Raw genomic sequence first — 18,020 nt, 5'->3', positions numbered from 1 at the left:
AATTCTTGATCAGGGAGCGAACAAGTGACTGACAAACATCTGGACCTGGACGCGTTGAGCGCGTTGCGCGAGGTCATGGAGGACGCGTATCCGCAGTTGCTGGATACCTTTCTCGCCGATTCCGAAGAGCGCCTGCAAGCGTTGCACAAGGCGGGGAACGCTGCGCAGCTGGTAGACGTGGCGCACAGCTTCAAAGGCAGCAGCAGCAATATGGGGGCGGTCAAGCTTGTCGCGCTATGTGGCGAGCTTGAGAAAAATGCTGAAAAGCTTTCGCGCTCCCAAATCCAGGCGCTGGTCGCTGCGATCGACGTTGAGTTCGCGATCGTTCGACCTCTTTACGAAGCTGAGCGGCAGCGGTCCCTGGCGGAAAGTTGAAGCCTCAGGCGCTTTTCGTCGGCATCGAGTGAAACTGGCCCGCCCCTTGCTATCAACTCTGTTAACTGCACCTACGATCCCAGTGCAGCGGAGACCGTTAAATGCCCTTTACCCCAAATTCTCTCCTCCAGGCCACCGCCCAGGCCAAGAGTCAGGCCGCCGCCGCGCCTTCCACGAAGGTGGCCGCCGAGCCTGGGGACAAGGCGTCCAGCTTCTCTCAGGTCTACGCCAGACAAGGCCGCAACGCATCTGTAGCGACTGCTGACGGACCTTCGAAAGTAGCACGTGACAAGGTGGCCGACAGCGCCGGTAAAAAGGAAGCCGTCAAGGATAACGCTGCCGCCGAGAAGCCTGCCGTTGCCGATAGCGGCAAAAGCTTGCCCGCGGACAAACCGGCGCAAGCCGACGACAAGCCCGCCAGCGATTCGACGGACGCCGGGCAGGCAGTGGTCGCCGATACCGTGCCTGTTGATCCTGCCCCGTTGCCTGCGGTCGCGACGCCTGACGTGGCTGATTCGCCCGCTGTCGAAGCGATCGTTGCGTCGGTCATCCCGCCAGCCGTCCCGGCCACCGACGCTGGTTTCGATCCCGAAGCCGACCCGCTCGACGCCTTGCCAGCACTGCGCATGGCCATGGAGCAGAGCGGCCATGTCTCGGCCTCAAGCCAGGCACAACCCAAGGCGGCAACGGCAGAGGTGGACGGCGAGCGCACCGCGGCGCAGACCTTCGCCGCCGGCATGGCGAACATGCTCGATGTGCAAGCCGACAAGGACCGTACCGGCCAGGGTGGCGACCAGGCCTTCAGTGGCCTGATCGATGAGGGGCTCAAGGACCTCAAGTCTGCCAGCAGTGATACCCGGGTCGACGATTTCGCCAACCGTCTGGCGGCACTGACCCAGGCGGCCACGCCAAAAACCGCCAATGCCCTGCCGGTCAACCAGCCCATCGCCATGCATCAGGGCGGCTGGACCGAAGAAGTGGTGAACCGGGTCATGTACCTGTCCAGCGCCAATCTCAAGGCCGCCGACATCCAGTTGCAGCCGGCCGAGCTCGGCCGCCTCGACATCCGGGTGAACATGGTGCCCGATCAACAGACCCAGGTGACGTTCATGAGCGCGCACCCGGGCGTGCGTGAAGCACTGGACGGCCAGATGCAGCGTTTGCGCGACATGTTCACCCAGCAGGGCATGGGCCAGGTCGACGTCAACGTCTCCGACCAGTCCCGGGGATCGCAGGATCAGGGGCAGCAGCAGGCGCAGAGTGGACGTGCCGGTGCTGGCAACGGTCGCCTTGATTCGATGGATGACGAGATCACCCCGAGCGTGACTGAAGTGGCCGCAACGGCTACCCGAGTGATCGGCTCCAGCGCCGTCGACTACTACGCCTGATCAAGGGCCGCACTAACCCTGTGGGAGCCTTTGTGGTGAGGGGATTTATCCCCGTTCGGCAGCGCAGCTGTCGTAAAAACGTTATATGCGGTTTACCCGATCCAATGCGAGTGATGGTTTTGGGGCCGCTTCGCAGCCCAACGGGGATAAATCCCCTCACCACAAAGGCTCCCACATGGGTTTGTGGGGCTTGCAGATCCGATCGTTGGCATAACACTTGCTCCTGCCTTGTCGCGCGACTGTAAAAACCGAATAGTGACGGATTATTGGCATGGCGAAGAGCGACGCAGCAGTAAAAGACCCCGCAACCAAAGGCAAACTCAAGCTGATCATCTTGATCGTGGTGGCGCTGCTGCTGGCGATCGGCTTGTCCGTGGGGGCGACCTGGTACTTCATGCACAGTGCCAGCAAGCCTGCCGTCGTGGCCGAAACCACCCCCGTGGGCAAACAGCCTGCCGTTTTCGAGCCAATGGCCCCGGCGTTCGTTACCAACTACAACCAGGGCGGTCGCCAGCGCTACATGCAAGTGAGCATCACCATGCTCGCGCGCAACCAGGCGGATCTGGACGCGCTCAAGGTGCACATGCCGGTGATCCGCAACAACCTGGTGATGCTGTTTTCCGGCCAGGATTTCGCGACCCTGGCCTCGCCTGTCGGCCAGGAAATGTTGCGCCAGAAGGCCACGGCCAGCGTCCAGGAAGTGGCGCAGAAAGAGCTCGGCAAAGTGGTGATCGAACAGTTGCTTTTCACTAATTTCGTACTGCAGTAGGAACACGACATGGCCGTGCAGGACCTGCTGTCCCAGGATGAGATCGACGCGCTGCTGCATGGCGTCGACGATGGTCTGGTACAGACCGATACCGCTGCCGAACCCGGCACCGTCAAGAGCTACGACCTGACCAGCCAGGATCGCATCGTCCGTGGACGCATGCCGACCCTGGAAATGATCAACGAGCGTTTTGCCCGCTACACGCGCATCAGCATGTTCAACATGCTGCGCCGCTCGGCAGACGTGGCGGTCGGTGGCGTGCAGGTGATGAAGTTCGGCGAATACGTGCACTCGCTGTACGTGCCGACCAGTCTCAACCTGGTCAAGATCAAGCCACTGCGCGGCACTGCGCTGTTCATCCTCGACGCCAAGCTGGTGTTCAAGCTGGTAGACAACTTCTTCGGTGGCGATGGTCGCCACGCCAAGATTGAAGGGCGTGAATTCACCCCGACCGAGTTGCGTGTGGTGCGCATGGTCCTGGAGCAAGCCTTCGTCGACTTGAAAGAGGCCTGGCAGGCGATCATGGAAGTGAACTTCGAGTACATCAACTCGGAAGTGAACCCGGCCATGGCCAACATCGTCGGCCCGAGCGAAGCCATTGTGGTGTCGACCTTCCACATCGAACTCGATGGCGGTGGCGGTGACCTGCACGTGACCATGCCTTACTCGATGATCGAACCGGTCCGCGAAATGCTCGATGCCGGCTTCCAGTCCGATCTCGACGACCAGGACGAGCGTTGGGTCAACGCCTTGCGCCAGGATGTGATGGACGTCGATGTACCGATCAACGCCACAGTTGCCCGTCGCCAGTTGAAGCTGCGCGACATCCTGCACATGCAGCCGGGGGATGTGATTCCCGTGGACATGCAGGAAGAACTGGTCATGCGCGCCAACGGCGTGCCGGCCTTCAAGGTCAAGATGGGCTCGCACAAGGGCAACCTTGCGCTGCAAGTGATCGAGCCGATCGAGCGCCGTTGAAGCGGCGCAACGCCCCCCTATTAATTCACTCTTCATTGAAGAGTTGCCCGCCGAGGACAAATGATGGCTGACGATATGAATACCCTGGACGACCAGGCGCTGGCTGATGAATGGGCTGCGGCCCTTGAAGAAACCGGTGACGCCGGGCAGGCCGATATCGACGCCTTGCTGGCCGCCGATGCTGGCCGTTCTTCGTCCAACCGCATGCCCATGGAAGAGTTCGGCAGCGTGCCGAGGAACAACGATCCGGTGAGCCTGGAAGGCCCGAACCTGGACGTGATCCTCGATATCCCGGTGTCGATCTCCATGGAGGTCGGCAGCACCGACATCAACATCCGCAACCTGTTGCAGCTCAACCAGGGTTCGGTCATCGAACTCGATCGCCTGGCCGGTGAGCCGCTGGACGTGCTGGTCAACGGCACCCTCATCGCCCATGGCGAAGTGGTGGTGGTCAACGAGAAGTTCGGCATCCGCCTGACTGACGTGATCAGCCCAAGCGAACGCATCAAGAAGTTGCGCTGAGTGAAAAGGCTTCTGGGTGTTTTGCCGGGGTTGGCGCTGGCGTTGCCGTGCCTTGTGCTGGCCGCCGAGCCCGTCGCCAATGCCACCGCCGCGCCTGCGGTCAACAGCGGCGTGGCCGGGCAACTGACGCAACTGGTGTTCGGTTTGTTGCTGGTGCTGGGGCTGATTTTCTTCCTCGCCTGGCTATTGCGCCGGGTGCAACAGGCCGGGCCGGCCGGCAAGGGGCAGGTGATCGAGTTGATCGGCTCCCGTGCGCTGGGGCCCCGTGATCGCTTGATGCTCGTGCAGGTCGGCAACGAGCAGATCCTGCTCGGCCTGAGCCCGGGCACCATCACCGCGTTGCATGTGCTCAAGGAGCCGGTGCAAGTGCCGAGCGGGACTGAAAAAGCCACCCCCGAGTTTGCCCAGCGCCTGATGGAGTTGATGGGCAAGGATCAGAAGGATAAGAAGTAATGGGTGCGCTGCGCATCATCTTGACGCTGGCCCTGGTGCTGGCCGCGCCGCTGGCGTTCGCCGCCGATCCATTGTCGATCCCGGCCATCACCCTGGGCACCAACGCCGAAGGCGCCCAGGAGTACTCGGTCAGCCTGCAGATCCTGCTGATCATGACCGCGCTGAGCTTCATCCCGGCGTTCGTCATGCTGATGACCAGCTTCACCCGGATCATCATCGTCTTCTCGATCCTGCGCCAGGCCTTGGGCTTGCAGCAGACGCCGTCGAACCAGATCCTCACCGGCATGGCGCTGTTCCTGACCATGTTCATCATGGCACCGGTGTTCGACCGGGTGAACCAGGACGCCTTGCAGCCCTACCTGGCGGAAAAAATGACCGCCCAGGATGCCGTAGCCAAGGCCCAGGTGCCGATCAAGGACTTCATGCTGGCCCAGACGCGCACCAGTGACCTGGAGCTGTTCATGCGCCTGTCCAAGCGCACCGACATCGCCACGCCGGACCAGGCGCCGCTGACCATCCTGGTGCCGGCGTTCGTCACCTCGGAGCTCAAGACCGCGTTCCAGATCGGCTTCATGATCTTCATCCCGTTCCTGATCATCGACCTGGTCGTGGCTAGTGTGCTGATGGCCATGGGTATGATGATGCTCTCGCCGCTGATCATTTCCCTGCCGTTCAAAATCATGCTGTTCGTGCTGGTCGATGGCTGGGCGCTGATCATCGGCACCCTGGCCAGCAGCTTCGGCGGTGTGTCGCCATGACGCCTGAAGTCGCCGTCGACATCTTCCGCGAAGCCCTGTGGCTGACCACGCTGATGGTCGCGGTGCTGGTGATCCCGAGCCTGCTGGTTGGCCTGATCGTGGCGATGTTCCAGGCCGCGACCCAGATCAACGAACAGACCTTGAGCTTCCTGCCGCGCCTGCTGGTGATGCTGGTAACGCTGATCGTGGCCGGCCCATGGCTGGTGCAGACCTTCATGGAATACATCCTGCAGTTGTACGGCAGTATTCCGCAGGTCATCGGCTAAACCATGTCGTCGCTGCTGCAACTGACCGATACCCAGATCAGCACCTGGGTGGCGACGTTCATGTTGCCGCTGTTTCGCGTCGGCGCCTTGCTGATGGTCATGCCGGTGTTCGGCACCGCCCTGGTGCCCAAGCGCATCCGCCTGTACTTCGCCCTGGCCATCACCGTGGTCATCGCCCCGGGCCTGCCGCCGATGCCACCGGTGAACGCGCTGGACCTGAGCGGGCTGCTGCTGATTGCCGAGCAGATCCTCGTCGGTGCGATCCTGGGGTTTTCCCTGCAACTGTTCTTCCAGGCCTTCGTGGTGGCGGGGCAGATTGTCGCGATCCAGATGGGCATGGGCTTCGCCTCGATGGTCGACCCCACCAACGGCGTCTCGGTGGCGGTGATCGGGCAGTTCTTCACCATGCTGGTGACGCTGATGTTCCTCTCCATGAACGGTCATCTGGTGGTGTTCGAGGTCCTGACCGAGAGCTTCACCACGCTGCCGGTCGGCAGCGGCCTGATGGTCAACCATTACTGGGAGCTGGCCGGCAAGCTCGGTTGGGTGCTCGGCGCGGCGCTGCTGCTGGTGCTGCCGGCGATCACCGCGTTGCTGGTGGTCAACATCGCGTTTGGCGTGATGACCCGGGCGGCACCGCAACTGAACATCTTCTCCATCGGCTTCCCGCTGACCCTGGTGCTGGGGATGTTTATCCTCTGGGTCGGACTGGCGGACATTCTCAACCAGTATCAACCGCTGGCCTCCGAGGCCCTGCAGTTTTTACGCGAACTGGCACAGGCGCGCTGAGGCATGGCTGAGAGCGAAAGCGGTCAGGACAAGACAGAAGACCCCACGGAGAAAAAGAAAAAGGACGCCCGTGAGAAGGGTGAGATTGCCCGTTCCAAAGAGCTCAATACCTTGGCGATCATGCTCGCCGGCGCCGGTGCGCTGCTGGTGTTCGGTGGCGCCCTGGCCCAGGACCTGATGGACCTGATGCGCCTGAATTTTTCCCTATCGCGGGACGTGGTGCTGGACCAGCGCTCAATGGGCACCTACCTGCTGCACTCGGGGCAGATCGCCTTGCTGGCAATTCAGCCGGTGATGATCACCTTGCTGCTGGCCGCGCTGATCGGCCCGATCTCCCTCGGCGGCTGGCTGTTCTCCGCCGGCACCATGGCGCCCAAGTTCAGCCGCATGAACCCTGGCGCGGGTCTCAAGCGCATGTTCTCGGCCAAGGCCCTGACCGAACTGCTCAAGGCCCTTGCCAAGTTCTTCATCGTCCTGTTCGTGGCCCTGGCGGTGTTGTCGGCGGACATCGACGACCTGCTGCGCATCGCCCACGAACCGCTGGACCGCGCCATCACTCACAGCCTGCAAGTGGTCGGCTGGAGCACCCTGTGGATGGCCTGCGGGCTGATCATCATCGCCGCCGTCGACGTTCCGATCCAGATCTGGGAAAGCATCAAGAAGCTCAAGATGACCAAGCAGGAAATCCGCGACGAGCACAAGGACCAGGAAGGGCGGCCGGAGGTCAAACAGCGGATTCGCCAGCTGCAGCGCGAGATGTCCCAGCGCCGGATGATGGCAGCGGTGCCTGATGCCGACGTGGTCATCACCAACCCGACCCACTATGCCGTGGCGCTCAAGTACGACCCGGACAAGGGCGGGGCGCCGATGCTGATCGCCAAGGGCAGCGATTTCCTGGCGTTGAAGATTCGCGAGATTGCGACGGCCAATGAAATTCTGCTGTTGGAGTCACCGGCGCTGGCGCGGTCGATTTACTACTCCACGGAATTGGAGCAGGAGATTCCAGGCGGCCTGTACCTCGCCGTCGCCCAGGTATTGGCCTACGTCTATCAGATTCGCCAGTACCGCGCAGGCAAGGGAAAACGCCCGGATCCGCTTAAGGATGATCTACCTATCCCGCCGGACCTGCGCCGGGATTCCTGATCCAGCAACAAACCCTGTAGGAGCGAGCTTGCTCGCGAAGAGGCCGGGACATCCAACATTGAAGTTGGCTGACAGTCCTCACCGCGCGCAAGCCCAGCTCCTACAGTGATTGGGGGAGGCCGGTAAATCAGTGAATTGGGAACCCCTATTGCCAAGTTGGCGCTAAAAGATGTCATTTTCTTCAAGGTATTTGTTTGCGATGTCTCGTTTCTTTGTTGTACGTGGTGCTTAAATAAATCTGTCCCCTTCGTTTGTTTTTTGTTTTTTGTTTGTTTTTACTTCCATTTGCGTATGGTCGTTATCTTCTTTACGCCAAGCTTTTCTAAATATTCTCTGACGGGTTTTAGAGACGTAAAGTCGGGTATGAAATGTCCTGAAAAGTTATCAATTGTTATTCTTGAGTTGCTCTCTTTAAATAATGAGCCTGCGCTGATTAGTTCAGGGTTGCCAGTCATGTCACTTAAATATTGATGTCCGGTGGTTGAGATATAAAGTTCCTTTTTTGATGTGTAAATGAAGTCAAGTTTGTTTCTGAGTGGGTGCATTATGTGGTTTCTGGAAGTATTTAACCTCGCTAGCTTGGCCGGGGATGGCATGGTAGCGATGTCTTGTGCGGAGGATATTTTTGTGATCGGGAAAGTTTTTGTGTGATCCAGTGGGTAATAAGGGAACTCTATCATCCGGTGTTCGAATGTGGTTTTCTCATTGGTGATGAATAGTTTTGGGGTTATTGATCGTTGTTTTAAAATTTTTGTATTGTTGCGCCATGTGTTAAGCATGCGCAGCATTATTTTATCTGTCAGGTGTCCGGAGCTATCCGAGTTGTTTACTGGCTCGCCTTTGCAATATGCATATGAATTCAGGCCGCCCTCCTGAAATGGACTAAAATTGTCCGGGCTGTTGAAACGCATCAGAACAGGATTAAACGCCCGATACCCATTCCCCAGCAAATAACACCCCGTCACCGGATCCGGCCGTTCGCCGTTAAAACCGAGCAGGCTGAGTAATCCGCTTTCAACAGAGCGGTGGCCATAGGGCGAATAAGCGATGGGCTGCGTTGGATGATTGGCCTTGACCGTCTGCAGAACCGAACGCTGCTGATCGGTGGCCAGTAGCGTGGTGTCAGGCACATCACCCCCACTTCGTTGTTGCGCCAACAACTGGTCATCTTGCTGGACGATCGAGTAGCACATCGCACCCTGTATCTCGGTGGTCAGCCTGCTTTTACAGTAGAAGCGCTGGCGCCCGGGGGTGTCTGCCAATGCATGACTGATCAGGCGATCGAGGGGGTCGTAGTGGTAATGGCAGAGCACGGTTTCGCTTGGTGATGATGTCATGGGTAGTTACCCCAAGGTCCGAAGTGCGGGAGGTCAGTATTGGTCTCATCACAAAAGTTGGGAACTAGCAGAACTGATAGGTGTGCTGGGCTTTCGCGTTGGATTTGCGGGTCGGCATCGTGTTTTCCAAGAAAATCGTTGGCAGTGCCGACGCCTTCGCGAGCAGGCTCGCTCCCACATTTGATCAGTGTTGTACACAAGGCATGTGGCCAGAGCCGATCCCCTGTAGGAGCGAGGCTTGCCCGCGAAGGCGTCGGTATTGGCGATGCAAATTTCTGACCTACCCCTCTATTTCACCCCCCCACAAAAGTTGGAAGGCTTCTTGCAGTAGCCGCTTTGCGCCAGCTTCTGGCGTCAAAAGTTTTGCTTCAAAGGAACGGGGAATACCGGTGGATCGCTCTCAGTTAATCAACAGTGCCCGCACGAACATGGCAGACCTCAGCCGAGGCAATCTGGGCGTGCCGCTGTTGTTGCTGGTGATGTTGGCGATGATGATGTTGCCGATGCCGCCGTTCCTGCTTGACGTGTTCTTCACCTTCAACATTGCCCTGTCGATCGTCGTCCTGCTGGTGTGCGTCTACGCCTTGCGGCCGCTGGATTTTGCGGTGTTCCCGACCATTCTGCTGGTGGCGACGCTCTTGCGGTTGGCGCTCAACGTGGCGTCCACCCGGGTGGTGATGCTTCACGGCCAGGATGGTCATGCCGCCGCGGGCAAGGTGATCCAGGCCTTCGGCGAGGTGGTGATCGGCGGTAACTACGTGGTTGGTATCGTGGTCTTCGCGATCCTGATGATCATCAACTTCGTCGTGGTGACCAAGGGGGCCGGGCGTATTTCCGAGGTGAGCGCGCGTTTCACCCTCGATGCGATGCCCGGCAAGCAAATGGCCATCGACGCTGACCTCAACGCCGGCCTGATCGACCAGGCCCAGGCCAAGGCCCGGCGTTCGGAAGTGGCGCAGGAGGCCGAGTTCTATGGCTCCATGGACGGTGCCAGCAAGTTCGTGCGCGGTGACGCCATCGCCGGCCTGCTGATTCTGTTCATCAACCTGATCGGCGGCATGGCGGTCGGTATCTTCCAGCACAACATGACCTTCGCCGATGCCGGCAAGGTGTACGCCCTGCTGACCATCGGTGACGGTTTGGTGGCGCAATTGCCATCACTGTTGTTATCCACAGCGGCGGCGATCATGGTGACCCGTGCTTCGGGCTCCGAAGACATGGGCAAGCAGATCAATCGGCAGATGTTCGCCTCGCCCAAGGCGTTGGCGGTGTCGGCGGGCTTGATGGCGGTGATGGGGCTGGTGCCTGGCATGCCGCACTTTTCCTTCCTGTCCATGGCGGCCCTGGCCGCGGGTGGTGCGTACCTGTTCTGGAAAAAACAGAACACGGCCAAGGTGCAGGCCCTGCAAGAGGTCAAGCGTCAGCAGGAGCTGTTGCCATCGCCGGCCCGCGCCCAGGAAACCAAGGAGCTGGGCTGGGATGATGTGACGCCGATCGACATGATTGGCCTGGAAGTGGGCTACCGGCTGATACCGCTGGTGGACCGCAACCAGGGTGGTCAATTGCTGGCGCGGATCAAGGGCGTGCGCAAGAAGCTGTCCCAGGACCTGGGCTTTCTCATGCCCACGGTGCACATCCGCGACAACCTCGACCTGGCCCCGAGTGCCTATCGCCTGACGCTGATGGGGGTGATCCTGGCCGAGGCGGAGATTTACCCGGATCGCGAACTGGCGATCAACCCGGGGCAGGTCTATGGCACGCTCAACGGCATAACCGCCAAAGATCCGGCTTTTGGCCTGGAGGCGGTGTGGATCGAAATCAGCCAGCGCGCCCAGGCGCAATCGTTGGGCTATACCGTGGTGGATGCCAGTACCGTGGTGGCCACCCACCTGAACCAGATCCTGTACAAGCACTCCAGCGAGCTGATCGGCCACGAAGAAGTCCAGCAACTCATGCAATTGCTGGCGAAAAACTCGCCAAAGCTGGCCGAAGAGCTGGTGCCGGGTGTGCTGTCGCTGTCGCAATTGCTCAAGGTCCTGCAGGCGCTGTTGGCCGAACAGGTGCCGGTACGCGACATTCGCAGCATTGCCGAAGCCATCGCGAACAATGCCAACAAGAGTCAAGATACCGCCGCACTGGTCGCCGCGGTGCGCGTTGGCGTATCCCGCGCAATCGTGCAAAGCATTGTAGGCACTGACTCCGAGCTGCCAGTGATCACGCTGGAACCCAGGTTGGAACAAATATTGCTCAATAGTCTGCAGAAGGCAGGACAAGGCTCTGAAGAGGGCGTTCTGCTGGAGCCAAGCATGGCTGAGAAGCTGCAGCGCTCATTGATCGATGCGGCGCAGCGGCAAGAGATGCAAGGTCAACCGGTGATTCTGCTGGTAGCCGGTCCGATTCGCGCGATGCTCTCGCGATTTGGCCGGCTCGCGGTCCCGGGTCTGCATGTGTTGGCTTATCAGGAAATTCCTGACAACAAGCAAGTGACCATCGTTGCGACAGTAGGGCCCAACGGCTGAGGTAGTGATTCATGCAAGTTAAGCGTTTTTTCGCCGCCGATATGCGTCAGGCCATGAAGCTGGTTCGTGAAGAACTGGGCGCCGATGCTGCCATCATTGGCAACCGCCGCATCGCCGGTGGTGTCGAGATTACGGCTGCCCTGGATTACCAACTGTCGGCGCTGGCCCCGCGCGTCCCGAACATGGAGCTCGAGGACGAGCTGCGCAAGACTCAGTCGCGGATCGTCACAGCCCAGGCCGAATTGAGCCTGCGCGGCGAGGGCGATAGCGACAAGGGCACCAATCAACAGTTGTTTGCCGGCCTGCCGCTGACCGCTGCCGAACCGTTGATCGAACCGACCATGGCCGAAGCGCACCGTCCCGCGCCAGCACCTGCCCCGGCGGCCGCGATCGATACGCGGATCTTCGACTCGATGCGTTCGGAGCTCAACAGCCTGCGTGAACTGATGGAAGTGCAACTCGGTTCCCTCGCCTGGAACCAGCTGCAGGGCAGCCGCCCGGACCAGGCGACCCTGTGGCGTCGCCTGCAACGCATTGGCGTGTCCGGCCCGTTGTCGCGGGACTTGCTGGCGCTGGTCAGCGAAGTTGAAGAACCCCGTCAGGCATGGCGCATGTTGCTGGCGCACCTGGCGCGGATGATCGTTACGCCGGAAATGGAACCGCTGGAAGAGGGCGGTGTGATCGCCATGGTCGGCCCGGCCGGCATGGGCAAGACCACCACCCTGGCCAAGCTGGCGGCCCGTTACGTGCTCAAGTACGGCGCGCAGAACATTGCCCTGGTGAGCATGGACAGCTTCCGCATCGGTGCCCAGGAACAACTCAAGACCCTCGGGCGGATCCTCAATGTGCCGGTGACCCACGTCGATCCGAACCAGTCGCTGGTCCAGGCGCTGGATCCCTTGTTGCGCAAGCGTGTGGTGCTGATCGATACCGCCGGCCTGCAAGCCAGCGACCCGGCCCTGCGCATGCAGCTCGAAAGCCTGGCCGCTCGAGGCATTCGGTCAAAAAATTATCTGGTCCTGGCAACCACCAGCCAGAAACAGGTTCTAACCGCCGCTTATCACAGTTACAAGCGTTGCGGGCTCGCTGGCTGCATCCTGACTAAACTGGATGAAACGGCAAGTCTGGGCGAGGTGTTGAGCCTGGCCATCAGCCATGAGTTGCCGGTGGCCTACCTGACCGATGGCCCGCGGATTCCAGATGATCTGCATCTGCCGCGTCGTCATCAACTGGTCAGTCGGGCCGTCAGCGTGCAAATGCAGGAAGAACCCAGCGAAGAAGCCATGGCTGACATGTTCGCTGATATCTACCACAGTCCGACCAAGCAGGTTGGCTGAGGTAACAATGAATAGTTTTTGTACCCTACATCGATGGCCTGCCATGCATTGTTCCGGTTGTGAACGCGCAGCCAGTTATGTGGCCCCGTCTATGCAGAACAAGGTAAAGAAATAACATGGGCAGCATGCATCCTGTACAGGTGATCGCGGTGACCGGCGGCAAAGGTGGCGTCGGCAAAACTAACGTGTCAGTGAACTTGTCCCTGGCTTTGGCTGAGCTTGGCCGGCGCGTCATGCTGCTTGACGCCGACCTGGGCCTGGCGAACGTCGACGTTCTGTTGGGGCTGACACCCAAACGTACCCTGGCCGACGTGATCGAAGGCCGTTGTGAATTGCGCGACGTGCTGTTGCAGGGCCCTGGCGGCATCCGCATCGTGCCGGCGGCGTCCGGTACCCAGAGCATGGTCCACTTGAGCCCGGCCCAACATGCCGGCCTGATCCAGGCCTTCAGCGACATCGGCGACAATCTCGACGTGCTGGTGATCGACACGGCGGCGGGCATTGGTGAATCGGTGGTCAGTTTCGTGCGCGCGGCCCAGGAAGTGTTGCTGGTGGTCTGCGACGAGCCGACCTCGATCACTGATGCCTACGCCTTGATTAAATTGCTCAACCGCGATTACGGCATGAATCGTTTCCGCGTGCTGGCCAACATGGCGCAGAGCCCCCAGGAAGGGCGCAACCTGTTCGCCAAGTTGACCAAGGTCACCGACCGCTTCCTCGACGTCGCCCTGCAATACGTCGGCGCGGTGCCTTACGACGAAAGCGTGCGCAAGGCCGTGCAGAAGCAGCGCGCCGTCTACGAGGCCTTCCCGCGCTCCAAGTGCTCGCTGGCATTCAAGGCGATCGCGCAGAAGGTCGATACCTGGCCGCTGCCCGCCAACCCGCGCGGGCACCTGGAGTTTTTCGTCGAGCGCCTCGTGCAACAAACGGCAGGACCGGTGCTATGACCGCAAGCGGTTACAACCTCTACAAGGCATCGGCGCGTAACGCGCAGTACGAGCTGATCGAGCGTTACGCGCCGCTGGTTAAACGCATTGCCTATCACTTGCTGGCGCGTCTGCCGGCCAGTGTCCAGGTCGAAGACCTGATCCAGGCCGGGATGATCGGCCTGCTGGAAGTCTCGACCAAATACGACGCCAGCAAAGGCGCCAGTTTCGAAACCTACGCAGGCATCCGCATCCGCGGCGCCATGCTCGATGAAGTGCGCAAGGGCGATTGGGCACCACGTTCGGTCCACCGCAATACGCGGATGGTCAGCGACGCCATTCGCACGATTGAAGCGAAAACCGGCCGTGACGCTAAAGATCACGAAGTTGCGGCCGAACTCCAATTGAGTCTTGACGATTACTACGGGATTTTGAACGACACCCTGGGCAGCCGCCTGTTCAGTTTCGACGACCTGTTGCAGGACGGCGAACACGAAGGGCTGCACGAGGACGGCGCCAGTGCTCATCTGGAACCGTCACGCGATCTGGAAGATGAACGCTTCCAGGCCGCGCTGGCGGACGCGATCGCCAACTTGCCGGAGCGTGAGCGATTGGTGTTGGCGCTGTACTACGACGAAGAACTGAATCTCAAGGAAATCGGTGAGGTCCTGGGGGTCAGCGAATCCCGGGTCAGCCAGTTACACAGCCAGTGCGCGGCCCGTTTGCGGGGGCGTCTGGGAGAGTGGCGAGCGCGCTGAAGGCAGTGTGGGGGCACTGCGACGCGGTTGGTGGGGTGATGAACCGTGCCGGCCTCGATCCGTTGTAACCCAAACACTCATCAAGTGTTTCGCCAGATTGATTGAAATGGCGCGTCCAGGTGCTGGGCGCGTTTTAGTCTGCTTGGAGGTCGAATTGGACAAGAACATGAAAATCCTCATCGTTGATGACTTCTCAACGATGCGGCGGATCATCAAGAACCTGTTGCGTGACCTTGGGTTCACCAACACGGTCGAGGCCGACGATGGCACTACCGCCATTCCGGTACTCAACAGCGGGAGCATCGACTTTCTGGTGACGGACTGGAACATGCCTGGCATGACCGGTATCGATCTGCTGCGCCACGTGCGCGCCGATGAAAGGCTCAAGCACCTGCCCGTGCTGATGGTGACTGCCGAAGCCAAGCGCGAGCAGATCATCGAAGCGGCCCAGGCCGGCGTAAACGGCTATGTCGTCAAACCCTTCACGGCCCAGGCGTTGAAAGAAAAAATCGAGAAGATTTTCGAACGCATCGGTTGAACTGCGCCACGGGGGAGCTATGGGGCATAACGAATCATCCCAGGGCGATTTTGAATCGACCCTGAAAAAACACGCCGTCGAATTGGTCGCGAGCCTTGAAAAGGGCAGGTTCGGCGATGCTGTGCAATTGATCCATGAGCTCAACCAGACCCGTGACCGAGGCCTGTATCAGGAAGTGGGCAAGCTCACCCGCGAGCTGCATAGCGCGATCGTCAATTTCCAGATTGACCCGCACATGCCGCAGGCCGAGGAAGTGTCACAGATCACCGACGCCACCGAGCGCCTGGGGTATGTGGTCAAGCTGACCGAAGCCGCCGCCAACCGCACCATGGACCTGGTGGAAAACGCCACGCCGCTGGTCAACAGCCTGGCTGACGAAGCCCAGGGTTTGAGCACCGACTGGGGGCGCTTCATGCGTCGCGAAGTCGGGGCTGAAGAGTTTCGTGAGCTGGCCCGGCGCGTCGACGGCTTCCTGGCGCGCAGCAGCGCCGACAACCGCGCGGTGTCGAGCAACCTCAATGACATTCTGCTCGCCCAGGATTACCAGGACCTCACCGGCCAGGTGATCAAGCGCGTGACCCAACTGGTCACCGAAGTAGAAAGCAACCTGCTCAAGCTCGTGCTGATGGCCAGCCAGGTGGACCGCTTTGCGGGCATCGAACATGACCGTGCGGCGATGCTTGCAGAAAAAGATCCACAAAAACATCTCTCGAAGGGTGAAGGTCCGCAGATTCATGCCGATAAAAGAGAAGACGTTATGTCCGGTCAGGACGATGTGGACGATTTGTTATCCAGTCTTGGATTTTAGGTTTTCGGGTTTTTAGACCTTTAGGAGCACCCCCTTAATGAGCTTCGGCGCCGATGAAGAGATCCTTCAGGATTTCCTGGTTGAGGCCGGCGAGATTCTAGAGCAACTGTCCGAGCAACTGGTCGAGCTGGAAAGCCGTCCGGATGATGCGGACCTGCTCAATGCAATTTTTCGCGGTTTTCACACTGTAAAAGGGGGCGCCGGCTTCCTCCAGCTCAACGAGCTGGTGGAGTGCTGCCACATCGCCGAGAACGTGTTCGACATCCTGCGCAAGGGCGAACGTCGCGTCGACTCGGAATTGATGGATGTGGTCCTCGAAGCGCTGGATGCGGTGAACGGCATGTTCAGCGAAGTGCGCGAACGTTGCCCGATCACGGCTGCAACACCTGAGCTGCTGGCGGCGCTGGCGCGTCTGGCCGAGCCGCAAGCGGCTGACGAGGTGGCTGCTGCGCCTGTTGCCGCAGTGGTCGAAGCGGCTGTGGTTGAAGCTGATTCAGGCGATATTACCGATAACGAATTCGAACAGTTGCTGGACTCGCTGAACGCCGTCAAGGCCCAGGCAGAGGCGCCGGCAGTTGTTCCTGCACCTGCCAGCGAAGTGGCTGCAAGCGATACGGCTGGCAGCGACGAAATCACCGATGCCGAGTTCGAGTCGTTGCTCGATCAACTGCACGGCAAAGGCAAGTTCGCCGTCGATGCAGTGGCCCCGGCGCCCGCCGCGCCGCCAGAACAGAAAACCGCGGGTGATAGCTCCGACATCACCGACGAAGAATTCGAAGCCTTGCTCGACCAACTGCACGGCAAGGGCAACTTTGCCGTCGAGGCGCTGGAATCGGCCATTGCATCGGTGCCTGCTCCGGCAGCGCCCACCGCAGCAGCGGCCGGCAGTGACCTGATCACCGACCATGAATTCGAGGCTCTGCTCGACGAGTTGCATGGCAAAGGCAAGTTCAGCGAAGTCGGCACCGCGACAGCGGCGAGCGGCCCGAACGCCTCAGTGGCGGCATCGACTGCCAAGATTGTTGCACCCAAGCCCGTGGCCAAGGCGCCAGAACCGCAAGCCAAAGCACCCGCGCCGGTTGCCGCCGCGGTACCGGCTGCGGCCCGTGCCCCGGCCGCGCCGCCCGCGGAAAAGCCGGCCAGCGAAGCCGAGACCACCGTGCGGGTCGATACCGCGCGGCTCGACGAAATCATGAACATGGTCGGTGAACTGGTGCTGGTGCGTAACCGCCTGGTGCGCCTGGGTGCCAACAGCGCCGACGAAGCCATGTCCAAGGCCGTGTCGAACCTCGACGTGGTCACGGCCGACCTGCAGACCGCGGTCATGAAGACCCGGATGCAGCCGATCAAGAAAGTCTTCGGGCGCTTCCCGCGCCTGGTTCGCGACCTGGCACGCCAGCTCAAGAAAGAGATCAATCTGGAGCTGGTCGGCGAAGACACCGACCTCGACAAGAACCTGGTCGAGGCCCTGGCCGACCCGCTGGTCCACCTGGTGCGCAACGCGGTCGACCACGGCATCGAATCGCCGGAAGAACGCGAAGCGTCGGGTAAGGCCCGTGGCGGCAAGGTGATCCTGGCGGCCGAGCAGGAAGGCGATCACATCCTGTTGTCGATCTCAGACGACGGCAAGGGCATGGACCCGAATGTCCTGCGTGCCATCGCGGTAAAACGCGGTGTGATGGACAAGGACGCGGCCGATCGCCTGAGCGATACCGAGTGCTACAACCTGATCTTCGCCCCGGGCTTCTCGACCAAGACCGAGATCTCCGACGTGTCGGGTCGTGGCGTGGGCATGGACGTGGTGAAAACCAAGATCTCCCAGCTCAACGGCTCTATCAACATCTACTCGGCCAAGGGCCAGGGATCGAAGATCGTCATCAAGGTGCCGCTGACCCTGGCGATCATGCCGACCCTGATGGTCATGCTCGGCAACCAGGCGTTCGCCTTCCCGCTGGTGAACGTCAACGAGATCTTCCACCTCGACCTGTCGCGCACCAACGTGGTGGACGGCCAGGAAGTGGTGATCGTTCGGGACAAGGCACTGCCGTTGTTCTACCTCAAGCGCTGGCTGGTCAGCTCCGCCGCTCACGAAGAGCAGCGCGAAGGCCACGTGGTGATCCTTTCGGTGGGCACCCAGCGGATCGGCTTTGTCGTCGACCAGCTGGTGGGCCAGGAAGAAGTGGTCATCAAGCCATTGGGCAAAATGCTCCAGGGAACCCCCGGCATGTCGGGCGCCACCATCACTGGTGACGGTCGCATCGCGCTGATTCTCGATGTTCCGAGCATGCTCAAGCGTTACGCCACACGGCGTATTTGATTCTGGCGCAGCGGTGGCGACTGACGCCTCGCTGCGTCT

At 60.3% G+C, this 18,020-nt stretch carries 18 protein-coding genes; 17 read left to right on the top strand and 1 reads right to left on the bottom strand.

All coding sequences use genetic code 11. From position 1 onward, the window contains the following. Positions 1-24 precede the first annotated feature (24 nt). The 10 genes from HFK74_RS06690 (at position 25) to flhB (ending at position 7,441) form a co-directional block, all read left to right on the top strand. Complete coding sequence (locus HFK74_RS06690; protein ID WP_180202847.1) at positions 25-375, top strand: Hpt domain-containing protein; 351 nt, start codon at positions 25-27, stop codon at positions 373-375. A gap of 101 nt (positions 376-476) precedes the next feature. Further along, positions 477-1,763 carry a flagellar hook-length control protein FliK gene (locus tag HFK74_RS06685; protein WP_180202846.1) on the top strand — a complete coding sequence of 429 codons (1,287 nt, stop codon included), beginning with the start codon at positions 477-479 and terminating at the stop codon, positions 1,761-1,763. A 271-nt stretch (positions 1,764-2,034) separates the two neighbouring features. Continuing rightward, positions 2,035-2,532 carry a flagellar basal body-associated protein FliL gene (gene fliL / locus HFK74_RS06680; RefSeq protein ID WP_180202845.1) on the top strand — a complete coding sequence of 166 codons (498 nt, stop codon included), beginning with the start codon at positions 2,035-2,037 and terminating at the stop codon, positions 2,530-2,532. Positions 2,533-2,541: 9 nt separating this feature from the next. Continuing rightward, positions 2,542-3,510 (top strand): flagellar motor switch protein FliM, encoded by a 969-nt coding sequence (fliM, locus tag HFK74_RS06675; protein ID WP_180202844.1) that lies wholly within the window; start codon positions 2,542-2,544, stop codon positions 3,508-3,510. A 63-nt stretch (positions 3,511-3,573) separates the two neighbouring features. Further along, on the top strand, positions 3,574-4,032 hold the full coding sequence (gene fliN / locus HFK74_RS06670) for a flagellar motor switch protein FliN (RefSeq protein ID WP_180202843.1): 459 nt from the start codon (positions 3,574-3,576) through the stop codon (positions 4,030-4,032). After that, the gene (gene fliO, locus HFK74_RS06665) at positions 4,033-4,485 is read left to right on the top strand and encodes a flagellar biosynthetic protein FliO (RefSeq protein WP_180202842.1); all 453 of its coding nucleotides are present in this window, start codon (positions 4,033-4,035) and stop codon (positions 4,483-4,485) included. It abuts the gene before it with no gap. After that, positions 4,485-5,243: a flagellar type III secretion system pore protein FliP gene (gene fliP, locus HFK74_RS06660; RefSeq protein WP_180202841.1), complete on the top strand. Its 759-nt coding sequence runs from the start codon at positions 4,485-4,487 to the stop codon at positions 5,241-5,243. The genes fliO and fliP overlap by 1 nt, the downstream gene beginning before the upstream one ends. Beyond that, positions 5,240-5,509, top strand: coding sequence for a flagellar biosynthesis protein FliQ (gene fliQ, locus HFK74_RS06655; protein ID WP_008058625.1), 270 nt, complete (start codon positions 5,240-5,242; stop codon positions 5,507-5,509). The genes fliP and fliQ overlap by 4 nt, the downstream gene beginning before the upstream one ends. A gap of 3 nt (positions 5,510-5,512) precedes the next feature. Further along, on the top strand, positions 5,513-6,298 hold the full coding sequence (fliR, locus tag HFK74_RS06650) for a flagellar biosynthetic protein FliR (RefSeq protein ID WP_008058628.1): 786 nt from the start codon (positions 5,513-5,515) through the stop codon (positions 6,296-6,298). Positions 6,299-6,301: 3 nt separating this feature from the next. After that, positions 6,302-7,441, top strand: coding sequence for a flagellar biosynthesis protein FlhB (flhB, locus tag HFK74_RS06645; protein ID WP_180202840.1), 1,140 nt, complete (start codon positions 6,302-6,304; stop codon positions 7,439-7,441). 275 nt (positions 7,442-7,716) lie between these two features. Here the strand turns inward: flhB and HFK74_RS33065 are convergent, their stop codons facing one another. Further along, positions 7,717-8,778, bottom strand: coding sequence for an RHS repeat-associated core domain-containing protein (locus HFK74_RS33065; protein ID WP_257230265.1), 1,062 nt, complete (start codon positions 8,776-8,778; stop codon positions 7,717-7,719). 389 nt (positions 8,779-9,167) lie between these two features. On the opposite strand from HFK74_RS33065, the gene flhA reads away from it, so the two are divergent. The 7 genes from flhA to HFK74_RS06605 all read left to right on the top strand — a co-directional run bounded on the left by flhA (position 9,168) and on the right by HFK74_RS06605 (position 17,981). Beyond that, the gene (gene flhA / locus HFK74_RS06635) at positions 9,168-11,297 is read left to right on the top strand and encodes a flagellar biosynthesis protein FlhA (RefSeq protein ID WP_180202839.1); all 2,130 of its coding nucleotides are present in this window, start codon (positions 9,168-9,170) and stop codon (positions 11,295-11,297) included. An 11-nt stretch (positions 11,298-11,308) separates the two neighbouring features. Continuing rightward, complete coding sequence (flhF, locus tag HFK74_RS06630; RefSeq protein ID WP_180202838.1) at positions 11,309-12,634, top strand: flagellar biosynthesis protein FlhF; 1,326 nt, start codon at positions 11,309-11,311, stop codon at positions 12,632-12,634. A 116-nt stretch (positions 12,635-12,750) separates the two neighbouring features. Continuing rightward, the gene (gene fleN, locus HFK74_RS06625) at positions 12,751-13,581 is read left to right on the top strand and encodes a flagellar synthesis regulator FleN (RefSeq protein ID WP_007975361.1); all 831 of its coding nucleotides are present in this window, start codon (positions 12,751-12,753) and stop codon (positions 13,579-13,581) included. Further along, on the top strand, positions 13,578-14,318 hold the full coding sequence (gene fliA, locus HFK74_RS06620; RefSeq protein WP_008055347.1) for an RNA polymerase sigma factor FliA: 741 nt from the start codon (positions 13,578-13,580) through the stop codon (positions 14,316-14,318). The genes fleN and fliA overlap by 4 nt, the downstream gene beginning before the upstream one ends. A 166-nt stretch (positions 14,319-14,484) precedes the next feature. After that, positions 14,485-14,856 (top strand): chemotaxis response regulator CheY, encoded by a 372-nt coding sequence (locus HFK74_RS06615; RefSeq protein ID WP_007975363.1) that lies wholly within the window; start codon positions 14,485-14,487, stop codon positions 14,854-14,856. A 19-nt stretch (positions 14,857-14,875) separates the two neighbouring features. Next, entirely contained in the window at positions 14,876-15,664 is a 789-nt protein-coding gene (locus HFK74_RS06610; protein WP_180202837.1) for a protein phosphatase CheZ, read from the top strand. 37 nt (positions 15,665-15,701) lie between these two features. Next, positions 15,702-17,981 (top strand): chemotaxis protein CheA, encoded by a 2,280-nt coding sequence (locus HFK74_RS06605; protein WP_180202836.1) that lies wholly within the window; start codon positions 15,702-15,704, stop codon positions 17,979-17,981. Positions 17,982-18,020: the final 39 nt, after the last annotated feature.

It is taken from the genome of Pseudomonas sp. SbOxS1 (genome assembly GCF_013416725.1).
Lineage (GTDB): Bacteria > Pseudomonadota > Gammaproteobacteria > Pseudomonadales > Pseudomonadaceae > Aquipseudomonas.
The sequence above is the reverse complement of the archived record's forward strand: the minus strand, read 5'-3'. Positions and strand labels throughout refer to the sequence as shown.